Genomic DNA, 22,200 nt, shown 5'->3' with positions numbered 1-22,200 from the left:
ACGGCCGCCCTTCAGGGGCCCGCGCCGAGCTTGCGAGGCGTGGGGGGAAGGGTGGTCCTTCAGCAGCGCAACCAGCGGGCGGCCTCGACCGCCCAGTAGGTGAGCACCGAGCCCGCGCCGGCCCGTCGGATCGCGGTGAGCGTCTCCAGGACCGCCCGCTCGCGGTCGATCCAGCCGTTCGCCGCAGCCGCCTCGACCATCGCGTACTCACCACTCACCTGGTAGGCGCTGACCGGCACGTCGACGGCGTCGGCCACCCGGGCGACGATGTCCAGGTAGGGCCCGGCCGGCTTGACCATGACCGCGTCGGCGCCCTCGGCGATGTCCTGCGCCACCTCGCGCAGCGCCTCGTCGGTGTTCGGCGGGTCCATCTGGTACGTCGAGCGGTCGCCGAACTGCGGTGCACCCTCGGCTGCCTCGCGGAAGGGCCCGTAGAAGCCCGAGGCGTACTTGGCGGCGTAGGCCAGGATCGGCGTCTCGGTGAACGCGGCGCTGTCCAGCCCGGCCCGGATCGCCGCGACCTGGCCGTCCATCATCCCGCTGGGGGCGATCACGTGCGCCCCGGCCTGGGCCTGGGCGATCGCCACGGCGGCGTACCGGTCCAGCGTGGGGTCGTTGTCCACGACCATCGCCCCGCCCTGCCCCCGGAGCCCACCCCGCGCCGGGGTCACCACACCGCAGTGCCCGTGGTCGGTGTACTCGCACAGGCACAGGTCGGCCATCAGCACCAGCTCGTCACCGAGGTCGGCCCGCAGCTGCTGCAGCGCCGCGTTGACCACGCCGTCGGCCGCGTCGGCCTGGGAGCCCACCGGGTCCTTGTCCGCGGGGATGCCGAACAGCATCAGCCCGCTGATCCCGACCTCGGCCGCCTCCGCGGCGGCCTTCCGCAGCGACTCGGGGGTGTGCTGGACGACGCCCGGCATGGAGCTGATCGGCACCGGCTCGCTGATGCCCTCCTTGACGAACACCGGCAGCACCAGGTCGGCCGGGGCCAGCCTGGTCTGCGCCGTCCACCGGCGCATCGCCGGGGTCGAGCGCAGCCGACGTCCCCGGGCGAACCCGGGGTTCGTGCCGCCCTGGCCGGAGGTCACGGGGTCTCCCCGGCCTCCGCCTCGGCCCGGCGGGCCTCGGCGAACGCGGCGAGCGCGTCGACGAGCGGACCGACGGCCGCGGTCTCCGGCTGCACGTCCACCCGCAGGCCGAACTCGGTGGCGCTGGCCGCGGTGGCCGGGCCGATCACCGAGACGACGGTGCGGGCGTGCGGCTTGCCGGCGATGCCGACCAGGTTGCGCACGGTCGAGGAGGAGGTGAAGCAGACCGCGTCGAACCCGCCGCCCTTGATCGCCTCACGCACCGCGGCCGGCGGCGGCGCCGCCCGCACGGTGCGGTAGGCGGTGACGTCGTCGATCTCCCAGCCGCGCTCCTTGAGCCCGGCCGCCAGGGTCTCGGTGGCGATGTCGGCCCGGGGCAGCAGCACCCGGTCGATCGGGTCGAAGACGTCGTCGTAGGGCGGGAAGTCGGCCAGCAGGCCCTCGCTGGACTGCTCGCCGCTGGGCACCAGCTCCGGGACGATGCCGAACTCGCGCACCGCGTCGGCGGTCTGCTGCCCGACGCAGGCGACCTTGACCCCGGCGAAGGCTCGGGCGTCCAGGCCCAGCTCGGTGAACTTCTCGCGCACCGCGCGGACCGCGTTGGTCGAGGTGAAGACGATCCAGCCGTAGCGGCCGGTGACCAGGCCCTTGACCGCACGGTCCATCTGCGCGGGGCTGCGGGGCGGCTCGACGGCGATCGTCGGCACCTCCACCGGCACGGCCCCGTAGGCGCGCAGCCGCTCGCTCATGTCGCCGGCCTGCTCCTTGGTGCGGGGCACCAGCACCCGCCAGCCGAACAGCGGGCGGCTCTCCCACCAGGAGAGCTTGGCGCGCTTGTCGACCACGGAGCCGACGGTGACGACGACCGGGCCGGCCAGGCTGTCCAGCCCGGCGGACTTCTCGGCGACGGCGGACAGCTTGGCGGCGATGCTCTTCTGCGCCGTCCCGGTGCCCTGGGTGGTGACGACGACCGGCGTGTTGCCGGACAGGCCGCCCTCGACCAGGCCGGCCGCCGCGGTGGCCACCTGGTCGGCGCTGGCCTGCAGCACCAGCGGGCTGCCGGTGCCGATCGCGGCGGCGGCGAGCGCCGCCAGGTCGACCGGGGCGTCGACGGAGCGGAGGTCGGCCTGCACCGAGCTGGCACCCAGCGGGACGCCGGCGTAGGCGGGCACGGCGGTGCCCACCGCGACGCCGGGGACGACGTCGAACGCGACGCTGGTGCGGGTGACCGCCAGCGCCTCCTTGACGACGGCGTCGCTGGTGAACGGGTCACCGGCGATCAGCCGGACGACGACGCTGCCGTTCTTGGCCGCGGCCACCGCGGACTTGGCCACCTCGGCCGGCTCGCCGCTGACCGTGGTCAGCTCGAGGTCCGGGTGCGCCTCCAGCAGCGCCTCACGGACGGCGGCGGAGACCTCGGGGTCGGCCAGCACCGTGTCGGCGCCGGCGATCGCGGCGCTGGCCCGGACGGTCAGCAGCTCCGGGTCACCGGGCCCGGCGCCCACGAAGACCACCGTGCCCTTGCCGTTGCCGTTCTGCTTGCGTGAGCGCGTCATCGCGTGCTCCTGTTCCTGCCCCCGGAGGGGGTCGCTGCGGGTGGTACGGGACGGATGGGGCGGGGGGCGTGGCCCCCGCGGGGGGAGGTCACCGGCTGGCTGCCATCAGGGCAGCCGCGCCGCGGTCCAACAGCTCGGCGGCCAGCTCGCGCCCGAGGGACTCGGCCGCGGCGGCCGGGCCGGTGATCGAGCCGCGGACGCCGTCGCTGCCGTCGAGCGCGGTGACCGACGCACGCAGGTAGAGCTCCGCGGCGCCGTCCTCGCCCTCGGCGAGCTCGGCGTGCGCGGCCACCGGCGCGCTGCAGCCGGCCTCGAGGGCGGCGAGCACCGCGCGCTCGGCGGCCACGCAGTCCCGGGTCGCGGGGTCGTCGAGCACGGCGAGCAGCTCCCGGACCCGGGTGTCGTCACTGCGGCACTCCACGGCGAGGGCGCCCTGCGCCGGGGCGGAGAGCACCTGGATGGGGTCGAGCACCTCGGTGACCGCCGACAGCCGGTCCAGCCGGGCCAGCCCGGCCCGGGCCAGGACGACGGCGTCCAGGTCCCCGGAGGTGACCCGGCCCATCCGGGTGTCGACGTTCCCACGGATCGGCACGACCTCCAGGCCGAGGCCGAGGGCGCGCAGCTGGGCCATCCGCCGGGGCGCACCGGTGCCGACGCGGGAGCCGGCGGGCAGCTCGCCGAGGGTGAGGTCGTCGCGGGCGACCAGCACGTCGCGCGGGTCCTCGCGCGGCGGGACGGCGGCCACGGTCAGGCCCGGGGCCGGCGCGGTCGGCAGGTCCTTGAAGCTGTGCACCGCGAGGTCGACGGTGCGCTGCAGCAGGGCGTCCCGCAGTGCGGTGACGAACACGCCGGTGCCGCCGAGCAGGGTGATCGCCTCGGTCGACCGGTCGCCGTAGGTGCTCACGTGCACCAGCTCCACCGGCACGCCGGTCGCGGCGGTGAGCGCGTCGGCGACGTGCTGGGACTGGGTGAGCGCGAGCTGGCTCGCCCGGGTTCCCAACCGCAGCGGCTGCTCCGCGGCGGTCATGCGGCACCGCCGGGGCGACCGTCGCTGGTGACGTCGATCCGCGGGTCCAGCGCGGACAGCGGGGTGCCGGCCGGCAGCTCCGGGTCGACGGTGACCGCATCGGAGAGGCTGGTGCGCTCCCCGTCGGTCGCGCCGGACAGCCCCAGGCCGAACAGCGCGCGCAGGGCGTCGGCGTAGTCGGTGCCGCCGGGGGCGCCGGCCAGCTCCTTCACCCGCACGGTGGGCTCGTGCAGCAGCTTGTCGACCACCCGGCGCACGGTGCGGGCGATCTCGCTGCGCGCCTTGGCGTCCAGGTCCGGCAGGCGGGTGGAGAGGCGGAGCAGCTCGGCGTCGACCACCTCGGCGGCCTGGCTGCGCAGCGCGGAGACGGTCGGGGCCACCGCGGCAGCCTGCCGCTCGGCGCGCAGCAGCGAGGTCTCCAGCTCCACCAGGGCGTGCGCGGCGGCGATGTCGTCGGCGGCGACGGAACCGGCCACCGGCTGGCCGGGGTGCGCAGCGCGCTCGCCCTGCAGCATCGCCAGGTCCACCACGTGCACGCCGGGCAGGGCGGCGACCGCGGCGTCGACGTCGCGCGGGAGGGCGAGGTCGACGATCACCAGCGGCCGGCCGTGCCGGCCGGTGAGCGCCTCCTCCACCAGGTCGGTCCCGATGACGGTGCCGGTCGCGCCCGTGCAGGTGACCAGGACGTCGGCCGCGGCCAGCTCGTCGGGCAGCCGCGCCAGGTCGGCCTGCCGGCCGCCGATCGTGTCGGCCAGCCGGGCAGCGCTGGCCGGCGTCCGGCTGCTGACCGTGACCGCCGCGCCCCGCCGGGCCAGGGTGGTCGCCGCCAGGGCGCCCATCGACCCGGCACCGACCACCAGCGCCGGCCGGCCGCTGAGCTCACCGAGGGCCTCGGAGACCCGGTCCAGGGCGACCGAGACCAGGGAGGCGCCGGCCCGGTCGATACCGGTCTCGGCGTGCACGCGCTTGCCCACGCGCAGCGCCCGCTGGGCGATCGGGTGGAGCTCGCGCCCGACCGTGCCCTCCTCCTGGGCCAGGGCGTAGGCGGCGCGCAGCTGCCCGAGCACCTGGGTCTCCCCGACCACCATCGAGTCCAGGCCCGCGGCGACGGTGCACAGGTGCCCGATCGCCTGGTCCTCGTAGTAGACGGTGACGTACGGGGAGAGCTCCTCCACCGTCGCGCCGGCGTGCCGGGCGAGCACCCGGCTGACGTCGGTGATCCCGCCGTGGAAGCGGTCGACCTCGGCGAACACCTCGATCCGGTTGCAGGTGGCCAGCACGATGGCCTCGGACACGTGGTCGCTCTCGACCAGCTCGTGGAGCGTCTTGACCTTGTCGTCGCCGGTCATGCTCACCTGCTCGAGCAGGGCGACCGGCGCGGTCTGGTGGCTGATGCCGACGGCGAGCAGGCTCATCGGGCACTCCCCTGGGCCGCCCGCAGCGGGGCCACCAGCGGCGGCGTGCCGTGGCGCTGCTGGTCCAGGAAGGCCAGCACCTGCAGCTCCACGGACAGGTCGACCTTGCGGACGTCGACACCCGCAGGCACCGTCAACGCCACCGGCGCGAAGTTCAAGATGCTCCTCACCCCGACCGAGACCAGTCGGTCGCAGACCGACTGGGCCACCTCGGCCGGTGTCGTGATGACCCCGATGGTCGCCTGGGTCTCGGCGACGACGGCCTCCAACTCCGCGACCGGGCGGACCGGGAGACCCCCGACCCGGCGCCCGACGGCCGCGGGGTCGGTGTCCAGCAGGCCGACGAACTCGAAGCCCCGGCTGGCGAACCCGGCGTAGTCGGCCAGCGCCGACCCCAGCCGGCCGATCCCGATCAGCACGCAGGGCCGGGAACGCTCCCCGCCCAGGGCGTCGGTGAGCCGGTCCCGCAGGCCCGCGACCGAGTAGCCGACCCCACGGACACCGCAGGGACCCAGGTAGGACAGGTCCTTGCGCAGACCGGCGGGGTTCACCCCGGCCGCCGAGGCCAGCTCCCCGGAGGAGACGTGACTGCGACCGCCGTCGGCGAGACCGGCCAGCACCCTCAGGTACACGGCCAGCCGGGCAACGGTGGCCTCCGGGATGATCCGGGGCCGCGACTGGGGCACGGGCAGACTCCACAGCGATCCGAACGCACTCCCGGCCGGGCCGGGGGACGATCGGGGGACTCAGACACTTCAGGGCAGACGGGCGCATCGGCACCCGGCAAACGCCACGGTAACCGCTTGTGAACGCCTGAACAAAGTCGTCGGGAGCATCCCCGCAGGTGGTGGCCCCCTGCTGTGGCGAGGACCACGCCCGCGCACACCCGGACGGGTGCCCGCCGCCGGCCGGCTGCGGGCGACGTCCCACCCGGTCGTGGGACCCCCCGGATCAGCTGGGCGCGGGGATCCCCAGGTCGCGGCGCAGCCGGGGGACGTCGACGGTGAAGTGGCTGTGCTCCCGGCCGTCCAGCAGCACCACCGGCACCCGGTCGCCGTACTCGATCCGCAGCTCCGGGTCGGTGTCGACGTCGACCAGCGTGACGCCCAGGCCCGCCTCCCCGCCGATCCGGGTGAGCGTCTCCGCGGCGATGACGCACAGGTGGCAGCCCTCGCGGGTCAGCAGCTGCAGCCGGGGCGCCGGCTCAGTCATCGGACGCCCCCGCCGCGGCCGACGGCTCGGCGTCCGGCGCCGCCGCGGCCGACGGCTCCGCGTCCGGCGCTGCCGCGGCCGACGGCTCGGCGTCCGCCGCTGCCGCGGCCGACGGCTCGGCGTCCGCCGCTGCCGCGGCCCGCTCGAGCCCGAGTTCGCGCAGCCGGGCCCGGCTGACCTTGCCGGCCAGGGAGTGCGGCAGCTCGGGGACGAAGTGCACGGCCACCGGGACCTTGAACCGGGCCAGCGAGCGGCCGGCGTGCTCGCGCAGCTGCTGCTCGGTCACCTCCGCGCCCGGGGTGCGGACGACGACGGCGTGCACGGCCTCGCCGCGGCGCTGGTCGGGCACGCCGATCACCGCGCTCTCGGCCACCTCCGGGTGCTCGCACAGCACCCGCTCCACCTCACCCGGGTAGACGTTGAACCCGCTGACCAGCACCAGGTCCCGGCGCCGGTCGACCAGCTTGAGGTCGCCCTGGACGTCGCGGTAGGCGATGTCGCCGGTGAGCAGCCAGCCGTCGGCGTCCGGGCCATCGGCCCCGTCGGGCCAGTAGCCACCGAAGAGGTTGGGGCCGCGGACGCAGATCTCCCCGGTCTCCCCGTCGGCGTCCTCGTCGCCGAACGGGTCACCGAACACGTCGGCCCGCACCCGGCTGCCCGGGTCCGGGCCCGCGGTCGGCCCGCCGGCGGTGTCGCGCAGCACGAGCTCCACGCCGGGCAGCGGACCGCCGATGCACTCCGGCTTGGGGCGCCCGGTCGCCAGCGTGCTGGCCAGCACCGGGGCGGCCTCGGTCAGCCCGTACCCCTCCCAGACGGTGACCGCGGCGCGGGTGCGCATCGCCTCGAACAGCGCGCCGGGCATCGGGGCGGCGCCGCAGCTGGCCGTGCGGACGGCGGCGAACCCGCGGCGGAGCACGGCGTCACTGCCGGCCGCGTCGGCCACCGCCAGCCAGGCGGCGTACATCGGCGGGGCACCCGGCACCGCCGACACCTCCTCGGCGGCCATCAGCGCCAGCGAGCCCGCGGGGTCGAACTCGTCCAGCAGCACCGCGCAGGCACCGGTGGCGGCCACCAGCCCCCAGCCGCTGTTGAAGCCGTAGACGTGGAACAGCGGGAGGGCCAGCAGCACCCGGTCACCGGCGCGCACCGGCGGCGGCTCCAGCGCCAGGCACTGCCGCTGGTTGGCCAGCAGCGCCGCGTGGGTCAGCATCGCGCCGCGCGGGCGGCCGGTGGTGCCGCTGGTGTAGGCCAGCAGGGCCAGCGCGCCCGGGTCGTCCGCCTCGGCCGGCGGCGGTCCGTCGGCCGACGGGGGCCCGACGCACACCGGGACGCCGGCCAGCTCCGACCGCTTCCCCGCCACGACGAGCAGCCGGGCGCCGGAGTCGGTGAGCAGGTGCGTGACCTCCGGATCGGTGTAGGCGGTGTTGACCGGGACGACGACCAGCCCGGTCCGCAGCGCGCCCATCACCGCGACCACCCAGTCGACCCCGTTGCGCAGCTGCACCGCGACCCGGTCGCCCGGGTGCAGCCCGCGCTCGACGTACCCCGCGGCCGCCCGGTCGACCAGTGCGTCGACCTCCGACCAGGTCAGCCGGCGCTCGCCGTGGACCAGCGCCGGGGCGTCGCCGTGGGACGCGGCCGCGCGGCGCACGAGCGCGTCGAGGGAGCGCACCTCGCCGTCCGGCTCGTGCGGTGCTGGGTCGACCGGCACGACGGACCTCCGCAGGGGCAGCCGCCGTCTCGGACGGCGGGGACGTGGACGCAGCGGCACGATGTTGTCACCATGGGCCGTGGACCGCACCGTCCGTGGCTGCGTGGCGGCCGAGCCGTCCGGCTCGGTCCCGGGATGGAGGAGGTCCGACCGCGACATGACCACCCTCCCGCCCGTCCCGGCCTGCGCGTCCCCCGCCGTCGGAGCCCCGGCCCAGCCGCGGCTCGTCCCGCAGCCGCGCCGGGGCGGTGAGCCGACCCCGGCCGAGTCCGAGGTCTGGGAGCTGGTGCGCCGGGCGCAGGCGGGTGACGCGGACGGGTTCGGGGAGCTCTACGACCGGTACGCCGACGTCGTCCACCGCTACCTGCGCCACCGGGTCGCCGACCCGGCCACGGCAGAGGACCTCACCAGCGAGACGTTCACCCGCGCCCTGCGCCGGATCGACTCGCTGACCTTCCAGGGCAGGGACGTCGGGGCCTGGCTGATCAGCATCGCCCGCAACATCGCGCTGGACCACGTGAAGAGCGGCCGGAACCGGCTGGAGGTGCTCACCGCCGACATGCGCGACGCCGACCGCGGCACCGCCGGGCCCGAGGACGCCGTGCTGCAGCGGCTGGCGAACGTGCAGCTGCTGGCCGGCGTCCGGCAGCTGTCCGCCGATCAGCGCGAGTGCGTGACCCTGCGGTTCTTCCAGGGGCTGTCGGTGGCGGAGACGGCCACGGTCATGGGCCGCAAGGACGGCGCGGTGAAGGCGCTGCAGCACCGGGCGGTGCGCCGGCTCGCCGCGCTGCTGCCCGACGGACCGGCCATCGGAGGGTGACCCGGCGCTAGGGTCGCAGTGACGGTCGGCGAGGCGGCGGCCAGGGCGTGCCGGTCGGAGCGACACCGGGAGGGTGGTGCGGGATGGTCCGAGTCCCCTTCCGGGGCCGTCACGCCCGCACCCCCGTGGAGCTGGAGGACGACGAGGCCCGCGCGCTGGTGGCGGGCGCCGCCTCGGCCGCCGCGGCGGAGACCGAGGCCACCGCCCCCACACCCGATCGCACGGCGGCGGCGTTCTTCGACGTCGACAACACGATGATGATGGGCGCCTCGCTCTTCTGGTTCGCCCGCGGCCTCGCCGCCCGCAAGTACTTCACCAGCCGCGACGTCGCCTCCTTCGTCTGGCAGCAGGCCAAGTTCCGGGTCGCCGGGAGCGAGAGCGCGACCGACATGCACACGGTCCGCGACAACGCCCTGGCGTTCGTGGCCGGTCGCGAGGTGCAGGAGATCGTGGCGGCGAGCGAGGAGATCTACGACGAGCTGATGGCCGACCGGATCTGGTCGGGCACCCGCAACCTCGCGCAGCAGCACCTCGACGCCGGCCAGCGGGTCTGGCTCGTCACCGCCACCCCGGTCGAGCTGGCGTCGATCATCGCCCACCGCCTGGGCCTCACCGGCGCGCTGGGCACCGTCTCCGAGATCATCGACGGCCGCTACACCGGCCGATTGGTCGGGGAGATGATGCACGGCGAGTCCAAGGCGCAGGCCGTGCGGGCGCTCGCCGAGCGGGAGGGCCTCGACCTGGCCCGCTGCACCGCCTACAGCGACTCGACCAACGACCTGCCCATGCTCACCCTGGTCGGCAGCGCGGTCGCGGTGAACCCGGACTCCGAACTGCGCGCCGTCGCACGCTCCCGCGGCTGGACGGTGAAGGACTACCGGACCGGTCGCAAGGCCGCCAAGATCGGCGTGCCGACGGTCGGCGCGGCCGCGCTCTCCGGCGGCGTCGTCGGCGGCCTGATCTCCCTGCGCCGCCGCAACCACTGGCCGTTCTGATCGTCATCCTCCGGATGACACCGCGGCCAATTGCCGTGCCCCACTCCGCTGAGCCGCTTGCCGGCTCACCTCGGGGGACCCTGCGGGCCCCCGCTCGGTGTGCCCGCGACTTCGTCGCGTCTCCTGCCCCGCCGGTCGGTGCCGTGCCCGGGCTGCTTTGAGCCGCTGCCTGCACTCCTCTGGGGGCCTCCGGCCCCCGTCGTCGTGCTCCCGGCTGCGCCGGGACTGCGAGTTCTGCTCTAGCTGAAGACGCTGCGGCGCTGGAGGAGGAGGCGGTAGAGGGAGTGCTGGATGGTCTCGCGGACCTGGTCGGTCAGGTTGAACACGACCATCGGGTCGTCGGCGGCGGCCGGGCCGTAGGACGCCGTCTCGATCGGCTCGCCGAAGGCGATGAACCACTTCGACGGCAGCGGGACCGCACCGAGCGGGCCCAGCAGCGGGAAGGTCGGGGTGATCGGGAAGTAGGGCAGCCCGAGCAGTCGGGCGGCGATGCGGGCGTTGCCGATCATCGGGTAGATCTCCTCGGCCCCGACGATCGCGCACGGCACGATCGGGGTGCCGGTGCGCAGCGCGGCGCTGACGAAGCCCCCGCGACCGAACCGCTGCAGGGTGTACCGCTCGTGGAACGGCTTGCCGACGCCCTTGAAGCCCTCGGGGAAGACCCCGACCAGCTCCCCGCTGGACAGCAGCCGCTCGGCGTCCTCGTTGCAGGCCAGCGTGACGCCGAGCTTGCGCGCCAGGGACCCGATGAAGGGCACCTGGAACACCAGGTCGGCGCCGAGCAGCCGCAACCGGCGGGCCGCCGGGTGCTCGTCGTGCAGCGCCACCGTGGCCATCAGGGCGTCGACCGGCACGGTGCCCGAGTGGTTGGCCACCACCAGGGCGCCGCCGACGTCGGGCACGTTCTCCAGCCCCTGGGTCTCCACCCGGAACCAGCGGTGGAACCAGGGCCGCAGGCCCGGCAGCAGGACGTGGTCGGTGAGGTCGGGGTCGAAGCCGAACTCGTCGGTGTCGTACTCCCCGGTCAGCCGGCGGCGCAGGAACTCCAGGCCACCGGCCAGCTGCTCGTCCCAGCCCGGCTCCGCCGCCGGCGGCGGCGGGGGCTGCTCGTCGTCGGGGCGCAGCGGGATCACCCGCGCCTCAGGCATCGCGCACCGCCCGCAGGCCCGGCACCGACGGCGCAGCACGGCGGCGTCCGGCGGTCACGCTGTCGAGGACACCCTGCACGGCGTGCGCGCCACCGGCGACGGTGCTGAGGACCGTCCGGGCGGAGGCGGCGACCTCCTCGACGAGCTCGGGGCGCACCACCGGGGGGAGGCTGCGCCCGTAGTCGGCGAGGGCCTCGGCGGTGCTGTGGCGCGGCACGTAGCCGAACTCCTCGCGGAGCACCCGGGTGTCGATGACCCGGCCGAAGTTCAGGAAGCGCATCTGCTCCGGCGACCAGTCGACCATCCGGGCCCAGCGGGTCGTCCGGCCCAGGGAGCCCATCGCGGGCTCCGGCAGGGGCAGCGGGACACGGCCCAGCCGACGGATCGCCTGGGAGAGCAGCACGGTCCCGTCGGCACCGGCGTTCACGGTGCCGACGAAGTCACCGGTGGCGGCGCGGGTGAGCACGGCCACGGCGTCGTCCTCGTGCAGGAGCTGCAGCCGGGCGTCGTACCCCAGGGCGGTCGGGACGACGGGCATCCGGAGGAAACCGGACAGCAGGGAGTCGATCCGCGGGCCGATGAGGTTGGTGAACCGCAGCACGGCCACGCCCACGTCGGGACGGCGGCGGGCGAAGGCCCGGACGTAGCCCTCGATGTCGAGGCTGTCCTTGGCGAAGCCACCCCCGGGCACCCGGCGGGCCTGCATCGTCTCGGTGAAGACCGCAGGGTCCCGGGAACTGGCGCCGTAGACCGCACTGGTGCTCTTGAGGACCAGTCGGCGCACCGCAGGAGACCGCTGGCACGCGGCCAGCAGCTGCATGGTGCCGATGACGTTGAGCTCCTTCATCGACACCCGCCCGCCGGCACCGGCCGGCGTGGCGCTGATGTTCATGTGGACGACGGTGTCCACCGACGCCGACTCGATCACCTTCCCGATCAACGGGCTGCGGATGTCGGCGCGGACGAACTCGACCCGCCCGAGGCGACGCAGCACCTCGGGACGCGGGGGGACGGTGTCCACCCCGATGACCCGGACGATCGCCGGGTCAGAAGCGAGCTCGGCCGCCAGCGCGCCGCCCAGCCACCGACTGACGCCGGTGACGAGGACGACCGCGGGCGGCACGAGCGTCAGCTCACTTCTTGTTGCGCCGCTGGACGCGGGTCTTCTTGAGCAGCTTGCGGTGCTTCTTCTTCGCCATCCGCTTGCGGCGCTTCTTGATGACCGAACCCATGTCCCGCTCCCGACGTCGTCTTCGCTCGGCGGCCGGGGGTGGTGACCGGGGTGGTCACGCGGATCCGTGGTCCGGGCGCCGGGCGAGGTGATCAGCTCGTGCGCAGCCCGCCTCCTGGGAGGCGGTACCGCTCAGCGCCCGAGAGTACCCGGCCCGACACGACGGGCGGGGACGCCCGCCCGTGACGTGCTGGAGCGGCCGCCTCGCAGGGGCCCGCCGCGAGCTCGCGAGCGGTGGGGGGCGAGGGGGTCCTTCTTCAGGCGATGTCGGTGTAGGCGTCGCGCAGGTACTCGTGCACGGCGCGCTCGGGCACCCGGAAGGACCGGCCGACGCGGACGGCGGCGAGCTCGCCGCCGTGGACGAGGCGGTAGACGGTCATCTTGGAGACCCGCATGAGGGCGGCGACCTCGGCGACGGTGAGGAACGAGACGGCGGCTCGGGGCGCGGGGACGGCGGCCGGGCGGCCGATCGGCATGGCGGCCGGGTGGGCCGCGGGGACCGGGCGGGCCATGGAGGCGGCCGAGATCGGCCGGCCCATCTGGCGGGGTGCCGGGACGCCCGGACGGACGGTCTGGACGGCGGCGCGCTGGGGCATGGTCATGTCGGTCATCTCCGGTCTCGCTCCATGTGCGGCCACCGGCTTCCCCACCGATGAACAGAACGCTCATGTGCTGGAACAGAGCGTAAGGGGACCGGAGTGACAGAAGCGATGGGTGAAACGAACAGGCGGACCGGTCCGTCCTGGGCACAAGTGGACAGAGACACCGCGTGACACACCGGTCACGGCGTGTTGTCCCCAAGTCGACTTGCTCCACCAGGCAGGTTCTCCACAGATTCCTGTGGAAAACCACATGCGTGTGATTCAGCCGAGTGCGGATGGGACGGACGGTGCTCCCGCCGGCGTCCCGGGGGTCAGGAGGTGCGGCCGAGCTCCACCGAACGCAGGTGTGCCGCCTCGATCGCGGCGATCAGGGCAGCCCGCACGCCGTGCCGCTCCAGCTCGCGGATCGCGGCGATCGTCGTCCCACCGGGGCTGGTGACCGCCTCGCGCAGCTGGACCGGGTGCTCCCCGGAGTCGCGCAGCATGACCGCCGCGCCGTAGGCGGTCTGCACGATCAGGTCGGCGGCGACCGAGCGGGGCAGGCCGAGCAGGATGCCGGCGTCGATCATCGCCTCGACGAGGAAGAAGAAGTACGCCGGCCCGCTGCCCGACAGCGCCGTCACGGCGTCCTGCTGGTTCTCCGGCACCCGGCGCACCTGGCCCACCGGCAGCAGCAGCGCCTCCGCCTCGTCCAGGTGCGCCTCGGTCGCGTGCGCCCCGGCCGAGAGCACGCTCATCCCGGCGTCGACGAGGGCGGGCGTGTTGGGCATGACCCGCACGACCGGGGTGCCGGCCGGCAGCGCCGCCTCGATCCGGCTGGTGGGCACCCCCGCCGCCACCGAGACCACCAGGTGCTCGGGGGTCACGTGCGGCCCCAGCGCCGCCAGCAGCACGTCGATGTCCTGCGGCTTCACGGCCAGCAGCAGCACCCGGGCCCGGGTGGCCGCCCCGGCGAGGTCGGTGGTGCCGACGCCGTACCGGGTCGTCAGCTCCGCGGCCCGCTCCGGGCTGCGCTCGACGACCAGGAGCTCCTGCCCGCCCCCGGCCTGACGGACCAGCCCGGCGAGCAGGGCCTCCCCGATCTTCCCGCCGCCGATGACGGCCAGCCGTGCGTCGGGACCTGCGTGCCCTGCATCGCTCATGTCCGCGACCGTAGCGCCCGGCCGGGCGCGCCCGGGCGTGTGTGCCCGGAGGGGCCGGGGTAGCGGCCTGTCATGTCCGGAGAACTGAACGGCAAGCGGGTGGCGGTGCTCGCCACCGACGGTGTGGAGCAGGTGGAGCTGGACCAGCCCTGGCAGGCACTGGTGGACGCCGGTGCCCGACCGGAGCTCGTCGGACTCGAGGCCGGCACCATCACCGCCTACCAGCACATCGACAAGGGCGACACCAAGGACGTCGACGTCGCGGTGGCCGACGCCGACCCGGGCAGCTACGCCGCGCTCGTGCTGCCCGGCGGCGTGATCAACGGCGACTTCGTGCGCGCCGACCAGGGGGCCGTCGCCTTCGTGAAGGCCTTCTTCGACGCCGGGAAGCCGGTGGCTGCGATCTGCCACGCCCCCTGGGTGCTCGCCGAGGCCGACGTCGTCCGTGGCCGCCGGATGACCTCGTGGCCCTCGCTGCAGACCGACCTGCGCAACGCCGGCGCGGAGTGGGTCGACCAGGAGGTCGTCGTCGACGGAAACCTGACCACCAGCCGCAACCCCGACGACCTGCCGGCCTTCGGTCGCACGCTCGTCGAGCAGTTCGCCGCGGCGGGCTGACCGGGCAGGTCAGCTGCTGGCGAGCAGCCCCGCGGCGGGGGCGATCACCAGCACCGTCCCGGCCAGCAGCAGCACCGCCAGCAGGCGGACCGGCAGCGCCCCCTGACCCCGGCGCTGCCGGTACGCCGCCACCCCCGCGACCAGGCCGGTCACCGTCGCCGGCGCCGCGACGAGGGCGACGTAGGGCAGCAGCTCCCACAGCACGGTGAAGGCGAAGTAGACGCCGATGCCGGCGGCCAGCGCGACCACCATCTCGCCGGCGAACCGCGCCCAGGCCAGCACGCTCTCCCGGCCGGTCAGCGGCTCCTCGTCGGCCTGGGCCGCCGATCCCCTGGCCGCGTCGGCCTGGGCCTGGGAGACGACCGGGATGGGGCCGGTGACCGGGTGGTCGGCGCCGCGCCGGGCCGCGCCGGTGGCGCCACGGGCCGTCGCGCCCGTGGAGCCCGTCGGCTTGGCGGTGCTGTGCGCGGCGGTGTGCGAGGTCGTCGGGCTCGCCGCCGGGATGGCGGCGGTCGAGGGCCCGGTACCGAACAGCGGCTCGCCGCCGGGACCGGTCGGGGTGGCGTCGGACTTCCGCCGGCCGGGACGTGCCCCCGGGGGCGCCGCCGCGTCGGCGCGCCCGGCCGGCGGCCGGGCCGCCGGTGCCGGGGTGGCGGCCGGTGGCTGCGGGCTCAGCAGGCCGGCTGCCGGCCGGGCCGTCGGTTCGGGCGCCGGCGTCCAGACCGGGACCGACGCAGCCCGCTCCGGGGCCCGCTCCGGGGCCCGCGCCGGGGAGCGCGGCGGGGTGGCGGCCCGGCCGTTCGACGCGGCCGAGGGTGAGCGTCCCGGCGGCTCTGCCTGGGACTGACCGGACCCGGTCTCCACCCGCGCCGAACGGCCGGTGGCCCCGGTGTCGTCCGAGGACTTGCGTCGCCGGCCGGGGCGGGTGCCGAGCTCGCTCTCCAGACCGTGCTCGCGCAGGATCTCCGCGAGCGAGCGGACGCTGTACTCCCCCGACGGGTTGGGCTGCGTCATCACGCTCCTTCCAGCTGGTCCAGGCGCCGCAGGATGACGCCCTCACGCAGCGCCCACGGGCAGATCCGCACGAACGGTACGTCCACGGCCCGCATCGCGGCCTGCGCCACGACGGCGCCGGCCGGGACCTGGTGCGCGCGTTGCGCGGACACGCCCTGCAGCTCGGCCAGCGCCGTGCACTCGATCCGGGAGACGAAGCCGATCACCTGGGACAGCCCGGTGGCGGTCAGCTCTCGGGGTGCGCGGAGCCCGGCGGCGGACGGCGCCGCGCCGGCCAGCCGGGCCAGTGTCCGGAAGGTCTTGGACGTGGCGGCCACCAGGTCGGGCGTTCCCGCGCCGCGCAGCTTCCTGCCGACCGGGCTGAGGACGTCGGTGGCATGCTCCGCCAGCTCGGCCAGCGCCGACAGGTCGGGTCGGCCCCCGGTCTCGGAGTCGGGCAGGAACCGCCGGGTCATCCGGCCCGCGCCCAGCGGGACCGAGAGCGCGACGTCGGGGTCCTCGTCGACACCGGTGGCCAGTTCGAGGGAGCCGCCGCCGATGTCGAGCACCAGCAGCCGGCCGGCGCTCCAGCCGAACCACCGCCGCACGGCCAGGAAGGTCAGCCGGGCCTCGTCCTCACCGGTGAGGACCTGCAGGTCGACGCCGGTCTGCTCGCGGACCCGGCGCAGCACCGCCGCCCCGTTCTCCGCCTCCCGGATCGCCGAGGTGACGAAGGCCAGCAGCTCGTCGCACCGCTGCTCGGCCGCCTGCTGCTTCGCCTTCTGCACCGCGTGCAGCAGGCCCTTCTCCCCCGCCTTGGACAGCTTGCCGTCCGGGCCGACGTGCTCGGCGAGCCGGAGGACGGAGCGGTCGTCGTGCATCGGGGTGGGGTGGGCACCGCGGTGTGCGTCGACCACCAGCAGGTGAACGGTGTTCGAGCCGACGTCCAGCACCCCGAGTCGCATGCCCGAGAGTGTGCCTGGCCCCCTCCAGAGGCTCGCACCGAGCGGAGCGAGGTGTGAGGGGGAGGGGGTCCTTTCACTAGGCTGCGCCGGTGGACCCGAGCACAACCGCCGACGCCCCTCCCGAGGTCGGCCTGGACTTCCCGCGCGAGTGGATCGAGTTCCTGGACCCGGCCGATCCCGAGCACCTCGTGCGGGCCGACCTGACTTGGCTGACCAGTGCCTGGACCTGCGTGTTCGGGCGCGGGTGCGCCGGTGTGGTGGCCGGTCGCGCCGAGGACGGCTGCTGCAACCACGGGGCCTTCTTCACCGACACCGACGACCTCACCCGGGTCGAGGAGTCCGTCGGCGAGCTGACGCCGGCGGACTGGCAGCGGCACCCCGGCACGCCCCCTGGCCGGGACGACTGGACCGAACCGGACACCCTGACCGAGCCAGCGCCGGGCGAGGCCGCCGAGGAGGCGCTGCGGACCCGGGTGGTCGAGGGGGCCTGCGTCTTCCTCAACCGGCCGGGGCACCCCGCCGGAGCCGGGTGCGCACTGCACGCCCTGGCGCTGCGGCAGGGCCGCCACCCCCTGGAGACCAAGCCCGACGTCTGCTGGCAGCTGCCGGTGCGCCGGGAGCAGGAGTGGGTCGACCGCCCCGACGACAGCCGGGTGCTGGTCTCCACGATCGGCGAGTTCGACCGGCGCGGGTGGGGTCCCGGTGGGCACGACCTGCACTGGTGGTGCACCGGCTCCCCGACCGCGCACGTCGCCGCCGAATCGCTGGTGGAGACCTACGGCCCGGAGCTCACCGCGCTGCTCGGCCCGGCCGCGTACGCCGAGCTACGCCGGCTGACCGAGGCCCGCCTGGACGCTGGGCTCGTCGCCCCGCACCCCGCCAGCCCCCGGCCGGTCCCGGTGGAGCTGCACCGGCGCCGTCCCGACTGAGGAGCCCGAGCGGACCCCGGCCCGGAAGGTCTGCCGGTAGGCCCGCGGGGAGACCCCGCGCCGCCGGGTGAACTGCTCCCGCAGGCCGGCCGCGGTGCCGAAGCCGACCAGCCGGGCGATCTCCTCGACCGGGGCGTCGCTGTCCTCCAGCAGCGCCTCGGCGGCGGCCAGCCGCTGACCGAGCAGCCAGGCGTGCGGCGTCGTCCCGGTGGTGGCCTTGAAGCGGCGGGCGAAGCTGCGCGGGCTCATCAGGGCGCGGCGGGCGAGCAGCTCGACGCTGATCTCCTCCGCCAGGTGCGCCCGGGCCCACTCCAGGACGACGCCCAGCAGGTCGTCCTCGCAGCGGGCGACCGGGGTGTCGATGTACTGCGCCTGCCCGCCGTCCCGGTGCGGGGGCACGACCATCTCCCGGGCCAGCGCGTTGGCGGCGGCGGCGCCCCACTCCCGGCGGACGAGGTGCAGCAGGGTGTCGACCCCGGCGGCGGTGCCCGCCCCGGTGATCACCTGGCCGTTGTCGACGTACAGGACGGCGGGGTCGACGCGGACCCGCGGGAACCGCGCGGCCAACTCGCCGGCGTACTTCCAGTGGGTGGACGCCCGCTGGCCGTCGAGCAGCCCGGCCCAGGCCAGCACGAAGGCCCCGGTGCAGTGGCTGACGACCATCGCCCCGCGGGCGTGGGCCGCGCGCATGCCGTCGAGCAGCTCCGCCGGCGGTTGCCGGTCGTGCTGCTCCCAGGCCGTGATCAGCACGATGTCGGAGACCGCCAGCCGGTCCAGCCCGTGCTCGATGAGCATCGCGAGCCCGGTGTCGGTCCGGAGAACGCCCGGTCGTTGCGAGACGAGCGCGAAGTCGAACCGCGGCAGGCCCATCGCGCGGCGGTCGTAGCCGAACACCTCGGCGGCCACGCCGATCCCGAAGCTGCCCACCATTCCGTCGGTGACCACGAGGCTGACGACCAGCGGGCGGTCCGATGTGCTCATGGGCACAGCATGGCAGGAACGGCGCGACCGTGGTCAGTCCTGCCACTCGTCCGTGTGCCCGTCGCCGAGCACGCTCGCCCCATGTTGCTGATCACCTGCCCCGTGACCCGGACCGACGAGCTGGTCGCCGACCGGCGGATCCGATCGGTCGCCAATCACCCCACGCACATCGCCGTCGCGGTCGACTGCCCGTCCTGCGGCGGCAGCCACGTCTTCCGGACCGGCCGACGGTGGGAGGACGACCGCGCCGAGCGTGCCGCCCGGGCCGCCACGGCTCGGGCTGCACGGGTCCGGGAGCCCGCGTAACTTCGAACACATGAGCGAAGCGAACACCACCGGTCCCGACAGCCCGCAGAGCACCGAGAAGGACCCCGACGACTGGGTGACCGGCGGCGAACCGGCCACCGGCGCACAGAAGAGCTACCTGAACACCCTGGCCCGCGAGGCCGGCGAGGACGTCCCCGACGAGGTCAGCAAGGCCGACGCCTCGAAGAAGATCGACGAACTCCAAGAAGAGACCGGCCGCGGCCAGTAGGTCCAGGCTGGCGAGCCGACCGGTGCGCCTGGACCAGCACGTGCGCCGGAGGCGGTGACGTCGGACGGCGGGCCCGCAGGGTCCACCTCCGACGTCACGGGCAACGGCTCACCGCAGGGCGAGCCCGCACCCGGCGCGGAGTCCGCGACGCCGGAGGCGGTCACGCCGGACGGCGGGCCCGCAGGGTCCACCTCCGGCGTGACGGGAAACGGCTCAGCACGAGGTGACCCGGCTCCTGGCCGCGGTGCGATCCGGAGGATCGCAATGTGTCAAGCCTCGAACTTGTACCCCAGCCCCCGGACGGTGACCAGGTAGCGCGGGTTGGCCGGGTCGGGCTCCAGCTTGGCGCGCAGCCGCTTGACGTGGACGTCGAGGGTCTTGGTGTCCCCGACGTAGTCGGCGCCCCAGACCCGGTCGATGAGCTGGCCGCGGGTGAGCACCCGGCCGGCGTTGCGCAGCAGCAGCTCCAGCAGGTCGAACTCCTTGAGCGGCAGTGACACCGTCTGGCCGTCGACGGCGACGACGTGCCGGTCGACGTCCAGCCGCACCGGCCCCGCGACGAGGGCGCCTTCGGCCGTCTGCTCGGTCTCGATGCCGCGGCGCAGCACCGCCCGCATCCGGGCGACGAGCTCGCGGGCCGAGTAGGGCTTGGTGACGTAGTCGTCGGCACCGAGCTCGAGTCCGACGACCTTGTCGATCTCGGCGTCCTTGGCGGTGAGCATGATGATCGGCACCGAGCTCTTGGCCCGCAGCGACCGGCAGACCTCCGTGCCCGACAGACCGGGCAGCATGAGGTCCAGCAGCACGATGTCGGCCCCGGCCCGGTCGAACTCGACGAGCGCGTCCGTCCCGGTGGAGGCCACGACGGTGTCGTAGCCCTCCCGCCGCAACATGTAGGACAGCGCGTCGGAGAAGGACTCCTCGTCCTCCACCACGAGCACTCGGGTCATGACCGTCCCTTCTGCAGGGCCCCGGAGGGTCCCTCGTCGGCTCCTGAGGAGCCCTGATCGGATGTCTGGCGGCTGTACAGCGGTGGGACCGGTGGCCGTTCGGGCGCACCGTCGTCGTCCATCGAGCCGTCGGCGTCGGTCGCCAGCGGGATGCGCAGGGTGAAGGTCGAGCCGAGCCCCTCCTCGCTCCAGACCGTCACCGAACCACCGTGGTTGGAGGCCACGTGCTTGACGATCGCCAGCCCCAGCCCGGTGCCGCCGGTGGCACTGGCCCGGGACTGGTCGACCCGGTAGAAGCGCTCGAACACCCGTGACCGGTCCGAGCGTGGGATGCCGATGCCCGAGTCGGTCACCGCCACCTCCGCGAAGCCCGACCGTGCCCGCGCGCCGACCGCGATCGTGGTGCCGCCCGGACTGTAGGCGACGGCGTTGGCCAGCAGGTTGGTCAGCGCGGTGGCCAGTTGCGCCTCGACCCCGCGGACCACGAGGCCGGGCTGGGCGGCGACGGCCAGCTGGATGTCCTTGGCGGCTGCGGCGGCGCGGGTCCGGTCCACGGCCTCGGAGACGACCGTGCCCACGGCGACCGGCACCAGCTCGGGCAGCGGTTCGGCACCCTGCAACCGCGAGAGGTCGATGAGCTCGCGGACCAGCCGGGCCAGTCGATCGGCCTCGTGGCTCATCCGCGCGGCGAAGCGCTGGACGGTCTCGGGGTCGTCGGCCGCACCCTGCACCGCCTCCGCCAGCAACGCGAGCGCGCCGACGGGCGTCTTCAGCTCGTGCCCGACGTTGGCCACGAAGTCCTTGCGGACCGCCTCGACCCGGCGCGCCTCGGTGACGTCCTGCAGCACGAGCGCGACCGGCCCGGCGGAGACGGCGGGGCCGGTCTCGAGCCGGATGCCGTGCACGGAGACCATCCGCGGCCCCGCGCCCACCAGGTCGCTGGACAGGGCGACGTCGGCCCGCTGGCTGCCGGTGACCTGTACGTCACGAGCCACCTCCACCAGCCCGGGGACCAGCAGCCGGTTGCCGCGGAGGATGCCCAGCGCCCGGGCGGAGGTGTTGGCCAGCAGGACCCCCTCGTCGGGTCCGAGCAGGACGACGGCCGGGTCCATCAGGTCGACCAGCCGCCGGCTCAGCGCGGCGTCGGCGGCCGTGCGCCGATCGGCGCGGTCGGCGGTCCCGCCGTCCTGGTCGTCCGCGGGCCGCCGCCGGGCGCGCGAGGACCGCACGACCAGTGCCGCCGACGTCGTCAGCAGCAGGCCGAGCACCAGGCCCACCAGCAGGGCGACCACCGGGTCCACGATGTCGATGCTAGACACGGCCACGGCCCGGACCAGCATCGACGATGATGATCACCCGGTCGGGGCGGAGGAGTTCACCACTGGGCCTCTGGCCGTTCACCTGGCGGCTTCCTCGGGCCGGGAAGCGGGTCTCTACCCTCGATGACACACGTGTCGCGACCGACGAATCCGCCGGCGGCGCGCACGCAGGGGGGCCGCGTCGTCCCGGGTCGCCGTCCCCCGGGTGCCGCTTGGACGCGGCGACGGGACGAGGAGGAACCGTGTTGCGAGAGAGCTACCGCGAGGAACTGGACGACATCAACGCCTGTCTGGTGGAGATGGCGAACTCGGTGGGCTCGGCCATGAGCACGGCGACGACCGCCCTGCTGGACGCCGACGTCGCCCTCGCCGACCTGGTGATCGCCGGCGACGATCGCATCGACGCCGTCCGGGAGAGCATCGAGGAGCGCTGCTTCACCCTGCTGGCCCGCCAGCAGCCGGTCGCCACCGACCTGCGGGCGATCACCACCGCCATGCGGATCGTCGGGGACCTGGAGCGGATGGGCGACCTCGCCGAGCACATCGCCAAGGTCGCCCGGATGCGCTTCCCGGAGCACGCGGTGCCGCAGGAGGTGCGGCCGGTCTTCCTGGAGGCCGGGCACATCGCGGAGAGCCTGGTGACCAAGGCGGGCACGGTCATCGCCAAGCGGGACATCGAGGCGGCCGTCGAGCTCGAGGCCGAGGACGACCAGATGGACAAGCTGCACAAGCAGCTCTTCCGTGAGCTGCTCGCCCCGACCTGGGGCCACGGCATGGAGTCGGCCATCGACGTCACGCTGCTGGGCCGCTACTACGAGCGCTTCGCCGACCACGCGGTCAGCGTCGCCCGCCGGGTGGTCTTCCTGGTCACCGGGGAGAAGCCGCTCCAGGCGGCGACCGACCCGGTCTGAGGTCCACCCGGACGAGAGACGGGGCCCGGGCGCGCACAGCGCCCGGGCC

The 22,200-nt window shown here is 74.9% G+C and carries 24 protein-coding genes; 7 read left to right on the top strand and 17 right to left on the bottom strand.

The features are described from left to right. Positions 1 to 59: 59 nt before the first annotated feature. From hemB to O2W16_RS12130, 7 genes are all read right to left on the bottom strand, one after another. Complete coding sequence (gene hemB / locus O2W16_RS12160; RefSeq protein ID WP_269159088.1) at positions 60 to 1,091, bottom strand: porphobilinogen synthase; 1,032 nt, start codon at positions 1,089 to 1,091, stop codon at positions 60 to 62. After that, positions 1,088 to 2,647 carry a uroporphyrinogen-III synthase gene (locus O2W16_RS12155; protein ID WP_269159087.1) on the bottom strand — a complete coding sequence of 520 codons (1,560 nt, stop codon included), beginning with the start codon at positions 2,645 to 2,647 and terminating at the stop codon, positions 1,088 to 1,090. Before O2W16_RS12155 ends, hemB begins: the two co-directional genes overlap by 4 nt. Positions 2,648 to 2,735: 88 nt before the next feature. Next, complete coding sequence (gene hemC, locus O2W16_RS12150; protein ID WP_269159086.1) at positions 2,736 to 3,674, bottom strand: hydroxymethylbilane synthase; 939 nt, start codon at positions 3,672 to 3,674, stop codon at positions 2,736 to 2,738. Beyond that, positions 3,671 to 5,089, bottom strand: a complete 1,419-nt coding sequence (locus tag O2W16_RS12145; RefSeq protein ID WP_269159085.1) for a glutamyl-tRNA reductase — start codon at positions 5,087 to 5,089, stop codon at positions 3,671 to 3,673. Before O2W16_RS12145 ends, hemC begins: the two co-directional genes overlap by 4 nt. Next, positions 5,086 to 5,775 carry a redox-sensing transcriptional repressor Rex gene (locus O2W16_RS12140; protein ID WP_269159084.1) on the bottom strand — a complete coding sequence of 230 codons (690 nt, stop codon included), beginning with the start codon at positions 5,773 to 5,775 and terminating at the stop codon, positions 5,086 to 5,088. The genes O2W16_RS12145 and O2W16_RS12140 overlap by 4 nt, the downstream gene beginning before the upstream one ends. 265 nt (positions 5,776 to 6,040) lie before the next feature. Beyond that, positions 6,041 to 6,301 (bottom strand): glutaredoxin family protein, encoded by a 261-nt coding sequence (locus tag O2W16_RS12135; protein ID WP_269159083.1) that lies wholly within the window; start codon positions 6,299 to 6,301, stop codon positions 6,041 to 6,043. Then, complete coding sequence (locus O2W16_RS12130) at positions 6,294 to 8,012, bottom strand: AMP-binding protein (RefSeq protein ID WP_269159082.1); 1,719 nt, start codon at positions 8,010 to 8,012, stop codon at positions 6,294 to 6,296. Before O2W16_RS12130 ends, O2W16_RS12135 begins: the two co-directional genes overlap by 8 nt. A 157-nt stretch (positions 8,013 to 8,169) precedes the next feature. Between O2W16_RS12130 and O2W16_RS12125 the strand changes: the two genes are divergently transcribed. Next, positions 8,170 to 8,832 (top strand): sigma-70 family RNA polymerase sigma factor, encoded by a 663-nt coding sequence (locus tag O2W16_RS12125; RefSeq protein WP_269159081.1) that lies wholly within the window; start codon positions 8,170 to 8,172, stop codon positions 8,830 to 8,832. Between the two features lie 83 nt (positions 8,833 to 8,915). After that, positions 8,916 to 9,827, top strand: coding sequence for an HAD family hydrolase (locus O2W16_RS12120; RefSeq protein ID WP_269159080.1), 912 nt, complete (start codon positions 8,916 to 8,918; stop codon positions 9,825 to 9,827). Between the two features lie 239 nt (positions 9,828 to 10,066). Here O2W16_RS12120 and O2W16_RS12115 read toward each other — a convergent pair whose 3' ends face one another. The 5 genes from O2W16_RS12115 to proC form a co-directional block, all read right to left on the bottom strand. Continuing rightward, positions 10,067 to 10,975, bottom strand: a complete 909-nt coding sequence (locus O2W16_RS12115) for a lysophospholipid acyltransferase family protein (protein WP_269159079.1) — start codon at positions 10,973 to 10,975, stop codon at positions 10,067 to 10,069. After that, entirely contained in the window at positions 10,968 to 12,098 is a 1,131-nt protein-coding gene (locus tag O2W16_RS12110; RefSeq protein ID WP_269159078.1) for an NAD-dependent epimerase/dehydratase family protein, read from the bottom strand. The genes O2W16_RS12115 and O2W16_RS12110 overlap by 8 nt, the downstream gene beginning before the upstream one ends. Positions 12,099 to 12,108: 10 nt before the next feature. Continuing rightward, on the bottom strand, positions 12,109 to 12,207 hold the full coding sequence (locus O2W16_RS12105) for a 30S ribosomal protein bS22 (RefSeq protein ID WP_012854759.1): 99 nt from the start codon (positions 12,205 to 12,207) through the stop codon (positions 12,109 to 12,111). Positions 12,208 to 12,463: 256 nt separating this feature from the next. Beyond that, the gene (locus tag O2W16_RS12100) at positions 12,464 to 12,817 is read right to left on the bottom strand and encodes a helix-turn-helix domain-containing protein (protein WP_269159077.1); all 354 of its coding nucleotides are present in this window, start codon (positions 12,815 to 12,817) and stop codon (positions 12,464 to 12,466) included. Positions 12,818 to 13,119: 302 nt separating this feature from the next. Further along, on the bottom strand, positions 13,120 to 13,950 hold the full coding sequence (gene proC / locus O2W16_RS12095) for a pyrroline-5-carboxylate reductase (protein WP_269159076.1): 831 nt from the start codon (positions 13,948 to 13,950) through the stop codon (positions 13,120 to 13,122). 72 nt (positions 13,951 to 14,022) lie between these two features. Here proC and O2W16_RS12090 point away from each other — a divergent pair, with 72 nt between their 5' ends. Beyond that, the gene (locus O2W16_RS12090; RefSeq protein WP_269159075.1) at positions 14,023 to 14,568 is read left to right on the top strand and encodes a type 1 glutamine amidotransferase domain-containing protein; all 546 of its coding nucleotides are present in this window, start codon (positions 14,023 to 14,025) and stop codon (positions 14,566 to 14,568) included. 9 nt (positions 14,569 to 14,577) lie between these two features. On the opposite strand, the gene O2W16_RS12085 is transcribed toward O2W16_RS12090, so the two are convergent. Beyond that, positions 14,578 to 15,582: a hypothetical protein gene (locus tag O2W16_RS12085; protein WP_269159074.1), complete on the bottom strand. Its 1,005-nt coding sequence runs from the start codon at positions 15,580 to 15,582 to the stop codon at positions 14,578 to 14,580. Beyond that, positions 15,582 to 16,526 carry a Ppx/GppA phosphatase family protein gene (locus O2W16_RS12080; protein ID WP_269159073.1) on the bottom strand — a complete coding sequence of 315 codons (945 nt, stop codon included), beginning with the start codon at positions 16,524 to 16,526 and terminating at the stop codon, positions 15,582 to 15,584. The genes O2W16_RS12085 and O2W16_RS12080 overlap by 1 nt, the downstream gene beginning before the upstream one ends. An 89-nt stretch (positions 16,527 to 16,615) precedes the next feature. On the opposite strand from O2W16_RS12080, the gene O2W16_RS12075 reads away from it, so the two are divergent. After that, on the top strand, positions 16,616 to 17,455 hold the full coding sequence (locus O2W16_RS12075) for a hypothetical protein (protein ID WP_269159072.1): 840 nt from the start codon (positions 16,616 to 16,618) through the stop codon (positions 17,453 to 17,455). On the opposite strand, the gene O2W16_RS12070 is transcribed toward O2W16_RS12075, so the two are convergent. Continuing rightward, positions 17,351 to 18,436, bottom strand: coding sequence for a helix-turn-helix domain-containing protein (locus O2W16_RS12070; RefSeq protein WP_269159071.1), 1,086 nt, complete (start codon positions 18,434 to 18,436; stop codon positions 17,351 to 17,353). The genes O2W16_RS12075 and O2W16_RS12070 overlap by 105 nt on opposite strands. Positions 18,437 to 18,517: 81 nt before the next feature. Here O2W16_RS12070 and O2W16_RS12065 point away from each other — a divergent pair, with 81 nt between their 5' ends. Both O2W16_RS12065 and O2W16_RS12060 read left to right on the top strand, forming a co-directional pair. Then, positions 18,518 to 18,742, top strand: coding sequence for a hypothetical protein (locus O2W16_RS12065; protein ID WP_269159070.1), 225 nt, complete (start codon positions 18,518 to 18,520; stop codon positions 18,740 to 18,742). Between the two features lie 10 nt (positions 18,743 to 18,752). Continuing rightward, positions 18,753 to 18,971 (top strand): DUF3072 domain-containing protein, encoded by a 219-nt coding sequence (locus tag O2W16_RS12060; protein WP_269159069.1) that lies wholly within the window; start codon positions 18,753 to 18,755, stop codon positions 18,969 to 18,971. Between the two features lie 269 nt (positions 18,972 to 19,240). Here the strand turns inward: O2W16_RS12060 and O2W16_RS12055 are convergent, their stop codons facing one another. Beyond that, a complete protein-coding gene (locus O2W16_RS12055) occupies positions 19,241 to 19,921 on the bottom strand; it encodes a response regulator transcription factor (RefSeq protein ID WP_269159068.1) in 681 nt (226 codons plus the stop codon). Continuing rightward, positions 19,918 to 21,222, bottom strand: a complete 1,305-nt coding sequence (locus O2W16_RS12050) for a sensor histidine kinase (protein ID WP_269159067.1) — start codon at positions 21,220 to 21,222, stop codon at positions 19,918 to 19,920. The genes O2W16_RS12055 and O2W16_RS12050 overlap by 4 nt, the downstream gene beginning before the upstream one ends. Before the next feature lie 260 nt (positions 21,223 to 21,482). On the opposite strand from O2W16_RS12050, the gene phoU reads away from it, so the two are divergent. After that, on the top strand, positions 21,483 to 22,151 hold the full coding sequence (phoU, locus tag O2W16_RS12045; RefSeq protein WP_269159066.1) for a phosphate signaling complex protein PhoU: 669 nt from the start codon (positions 21,483 to 21,485) through the stop codon (positions 22,149 to 22,151). Positions 22,152 to 22,200 lie beyond the last annotated feature (49 nt).

It is taken from the genome of Modestobacter sp. VKM Ac-2984, from assembly GCF_026967985.1.
Classification (GTDB): domain Bacteria; phylum Actinomycetota; class Actinomycetes; order Mycobacteriales; family Geodermatophilaceae; genus Modestobacter.
Note: the sequence above shows the minus strand (reverse complement) of the source record. Positions and strands in the feature narration are given on the sequence as shown.

What these genes read in the sequence shown, in the direction of transcription:
- O2W16_RS12155 (WP_269159087.1), bottom strand. Translation starts at nt 2,647, where the DNA reads ATGACGCGCTCACGCAAGCAGAACGGCAACGGCAAGGGCACGGTGGTC.
- hemC (WP_269159086.1), bottom strand. Translation starts at nt 3,674, where the DNA reads ATGACCGCCGCGGAGCAGCCGCTGCGGTTGGGAACCCGGGCGAGCCAG.
- O2W16_RS12145 (WP_269159085.1), bottom strand. Translation starts at nt 5,089, where the DNA reads ATGAGCCTGCTCGCCGTCGGCATCAGCCACCAGACCGCGCCGGTCGCC.
- O2W16_RS12135 (WP_269159083.1), bottom strand. Translation starts at nt 6,301, where the DNA reads ATGACTGAGCCGGCGCCCCGGCTGCAGCTGCTGACCCGCGAGGGCTGC.
- O2W16_RS12125 (WP_269159081.1), top strand. Translation starts at nt 8,170, where the DNA reads ATGACCACCCTCCCGCCCGTCCCGGCCTGCGCGTCCCCCGCCGTCGGA.
- O2W16_RS12120 (WP_269159080.1), top strand. Translation starts at nt 8,916, where the DNA reads ATGGTCCGAGTCCCCTTCCGGGGCCGTCACGCCCGCACCCCCGTGGAG.
- O2W16_RS12115 (WP_269159079.1), bottom strand. Translation starts at nt 10,975, where the DNA reads ATGCCTGAGGCGCGGGTGATCCCGCTGCGCCCCGACGACGAGCAGCCC.
- O2W16_RS12105 (WP_012854759.1), bottom strand. Translation starts at nt 12,207, where the DNA reads ATGGGTTCGGTCATCAAGAAGCGCCGCAAGCGGATGGCGAAGAAGAAG.
- O2W16_RS12100 (WP_269159077.1), bottom strand. Translation starts at nt 12,817, where the DNA reads ATGACCGACATGACCATGCCCCAGCGCGCCGCCGTCCAGACCGTCCGT.
- proC (WP_269159076.1), bottom strand. Translation starts at nt 13,950, where the DNA reads ATGAGCGATGCAGGGCACGCAGGTCCCGACGCACGGCTGGCCGTCATC.
- O2W16_RS12090 (WP_269159075.1), top strand. Translation starts at nt 14,023, where the DNA reads ATGTCCGGAGAACTGAACGGCAAGCGGGTGGCGGTGCTCGCCACCGAC.
- O2W16_RS12085 (WP_269159074.1), bottom strand. Translation starts at nt 15,582, where the DNA reads ATGACGCAGCCCAACCCGTCGGGGGAGTACAGCGTCCGCTCGCTCGCG.
- O2W16_RS12080 (WP_269159073.1), bottom strand. Translation starts at nt 16,526, where the DNA reads ATGCGACTCGGGGTGCTGGACGTCGGCTCGAACACCGTTCACCTGCTG.
- O2W16_RS12070 (WP_269159071.1), bottom strand. Translation starts at nt 18,436, where the DNA reads ATGAGCACATCGGACCGCCCGCTGGTCGTCAGCCTCGTGGTCACCGAC.
- O2W16_RS12065 (WP_269159070.1), top strand. Translation starts at nt 18,518, where the DNA reads ATGTTGCTGATCACCTGCCCCGTGACCCGGACCGACGAGCTGGTCGCC.
- O2W16_RS12060 (WP_269159069.1), top strand. Translation starts at nt 18,753, where the DNA reads ATGAGCGAAGCGAACACCACCGGTCCCGACAGCCCGCAGAGCACCGAG.
- O2W16_RS12055 (WP_269159068.1), bottom strand. Translation starts at nt 19,921, where the DNA reads ATGACCCGAGTGCTCGTGGTGGAGGACGAGGAGTCCTTCTCCGACGCG.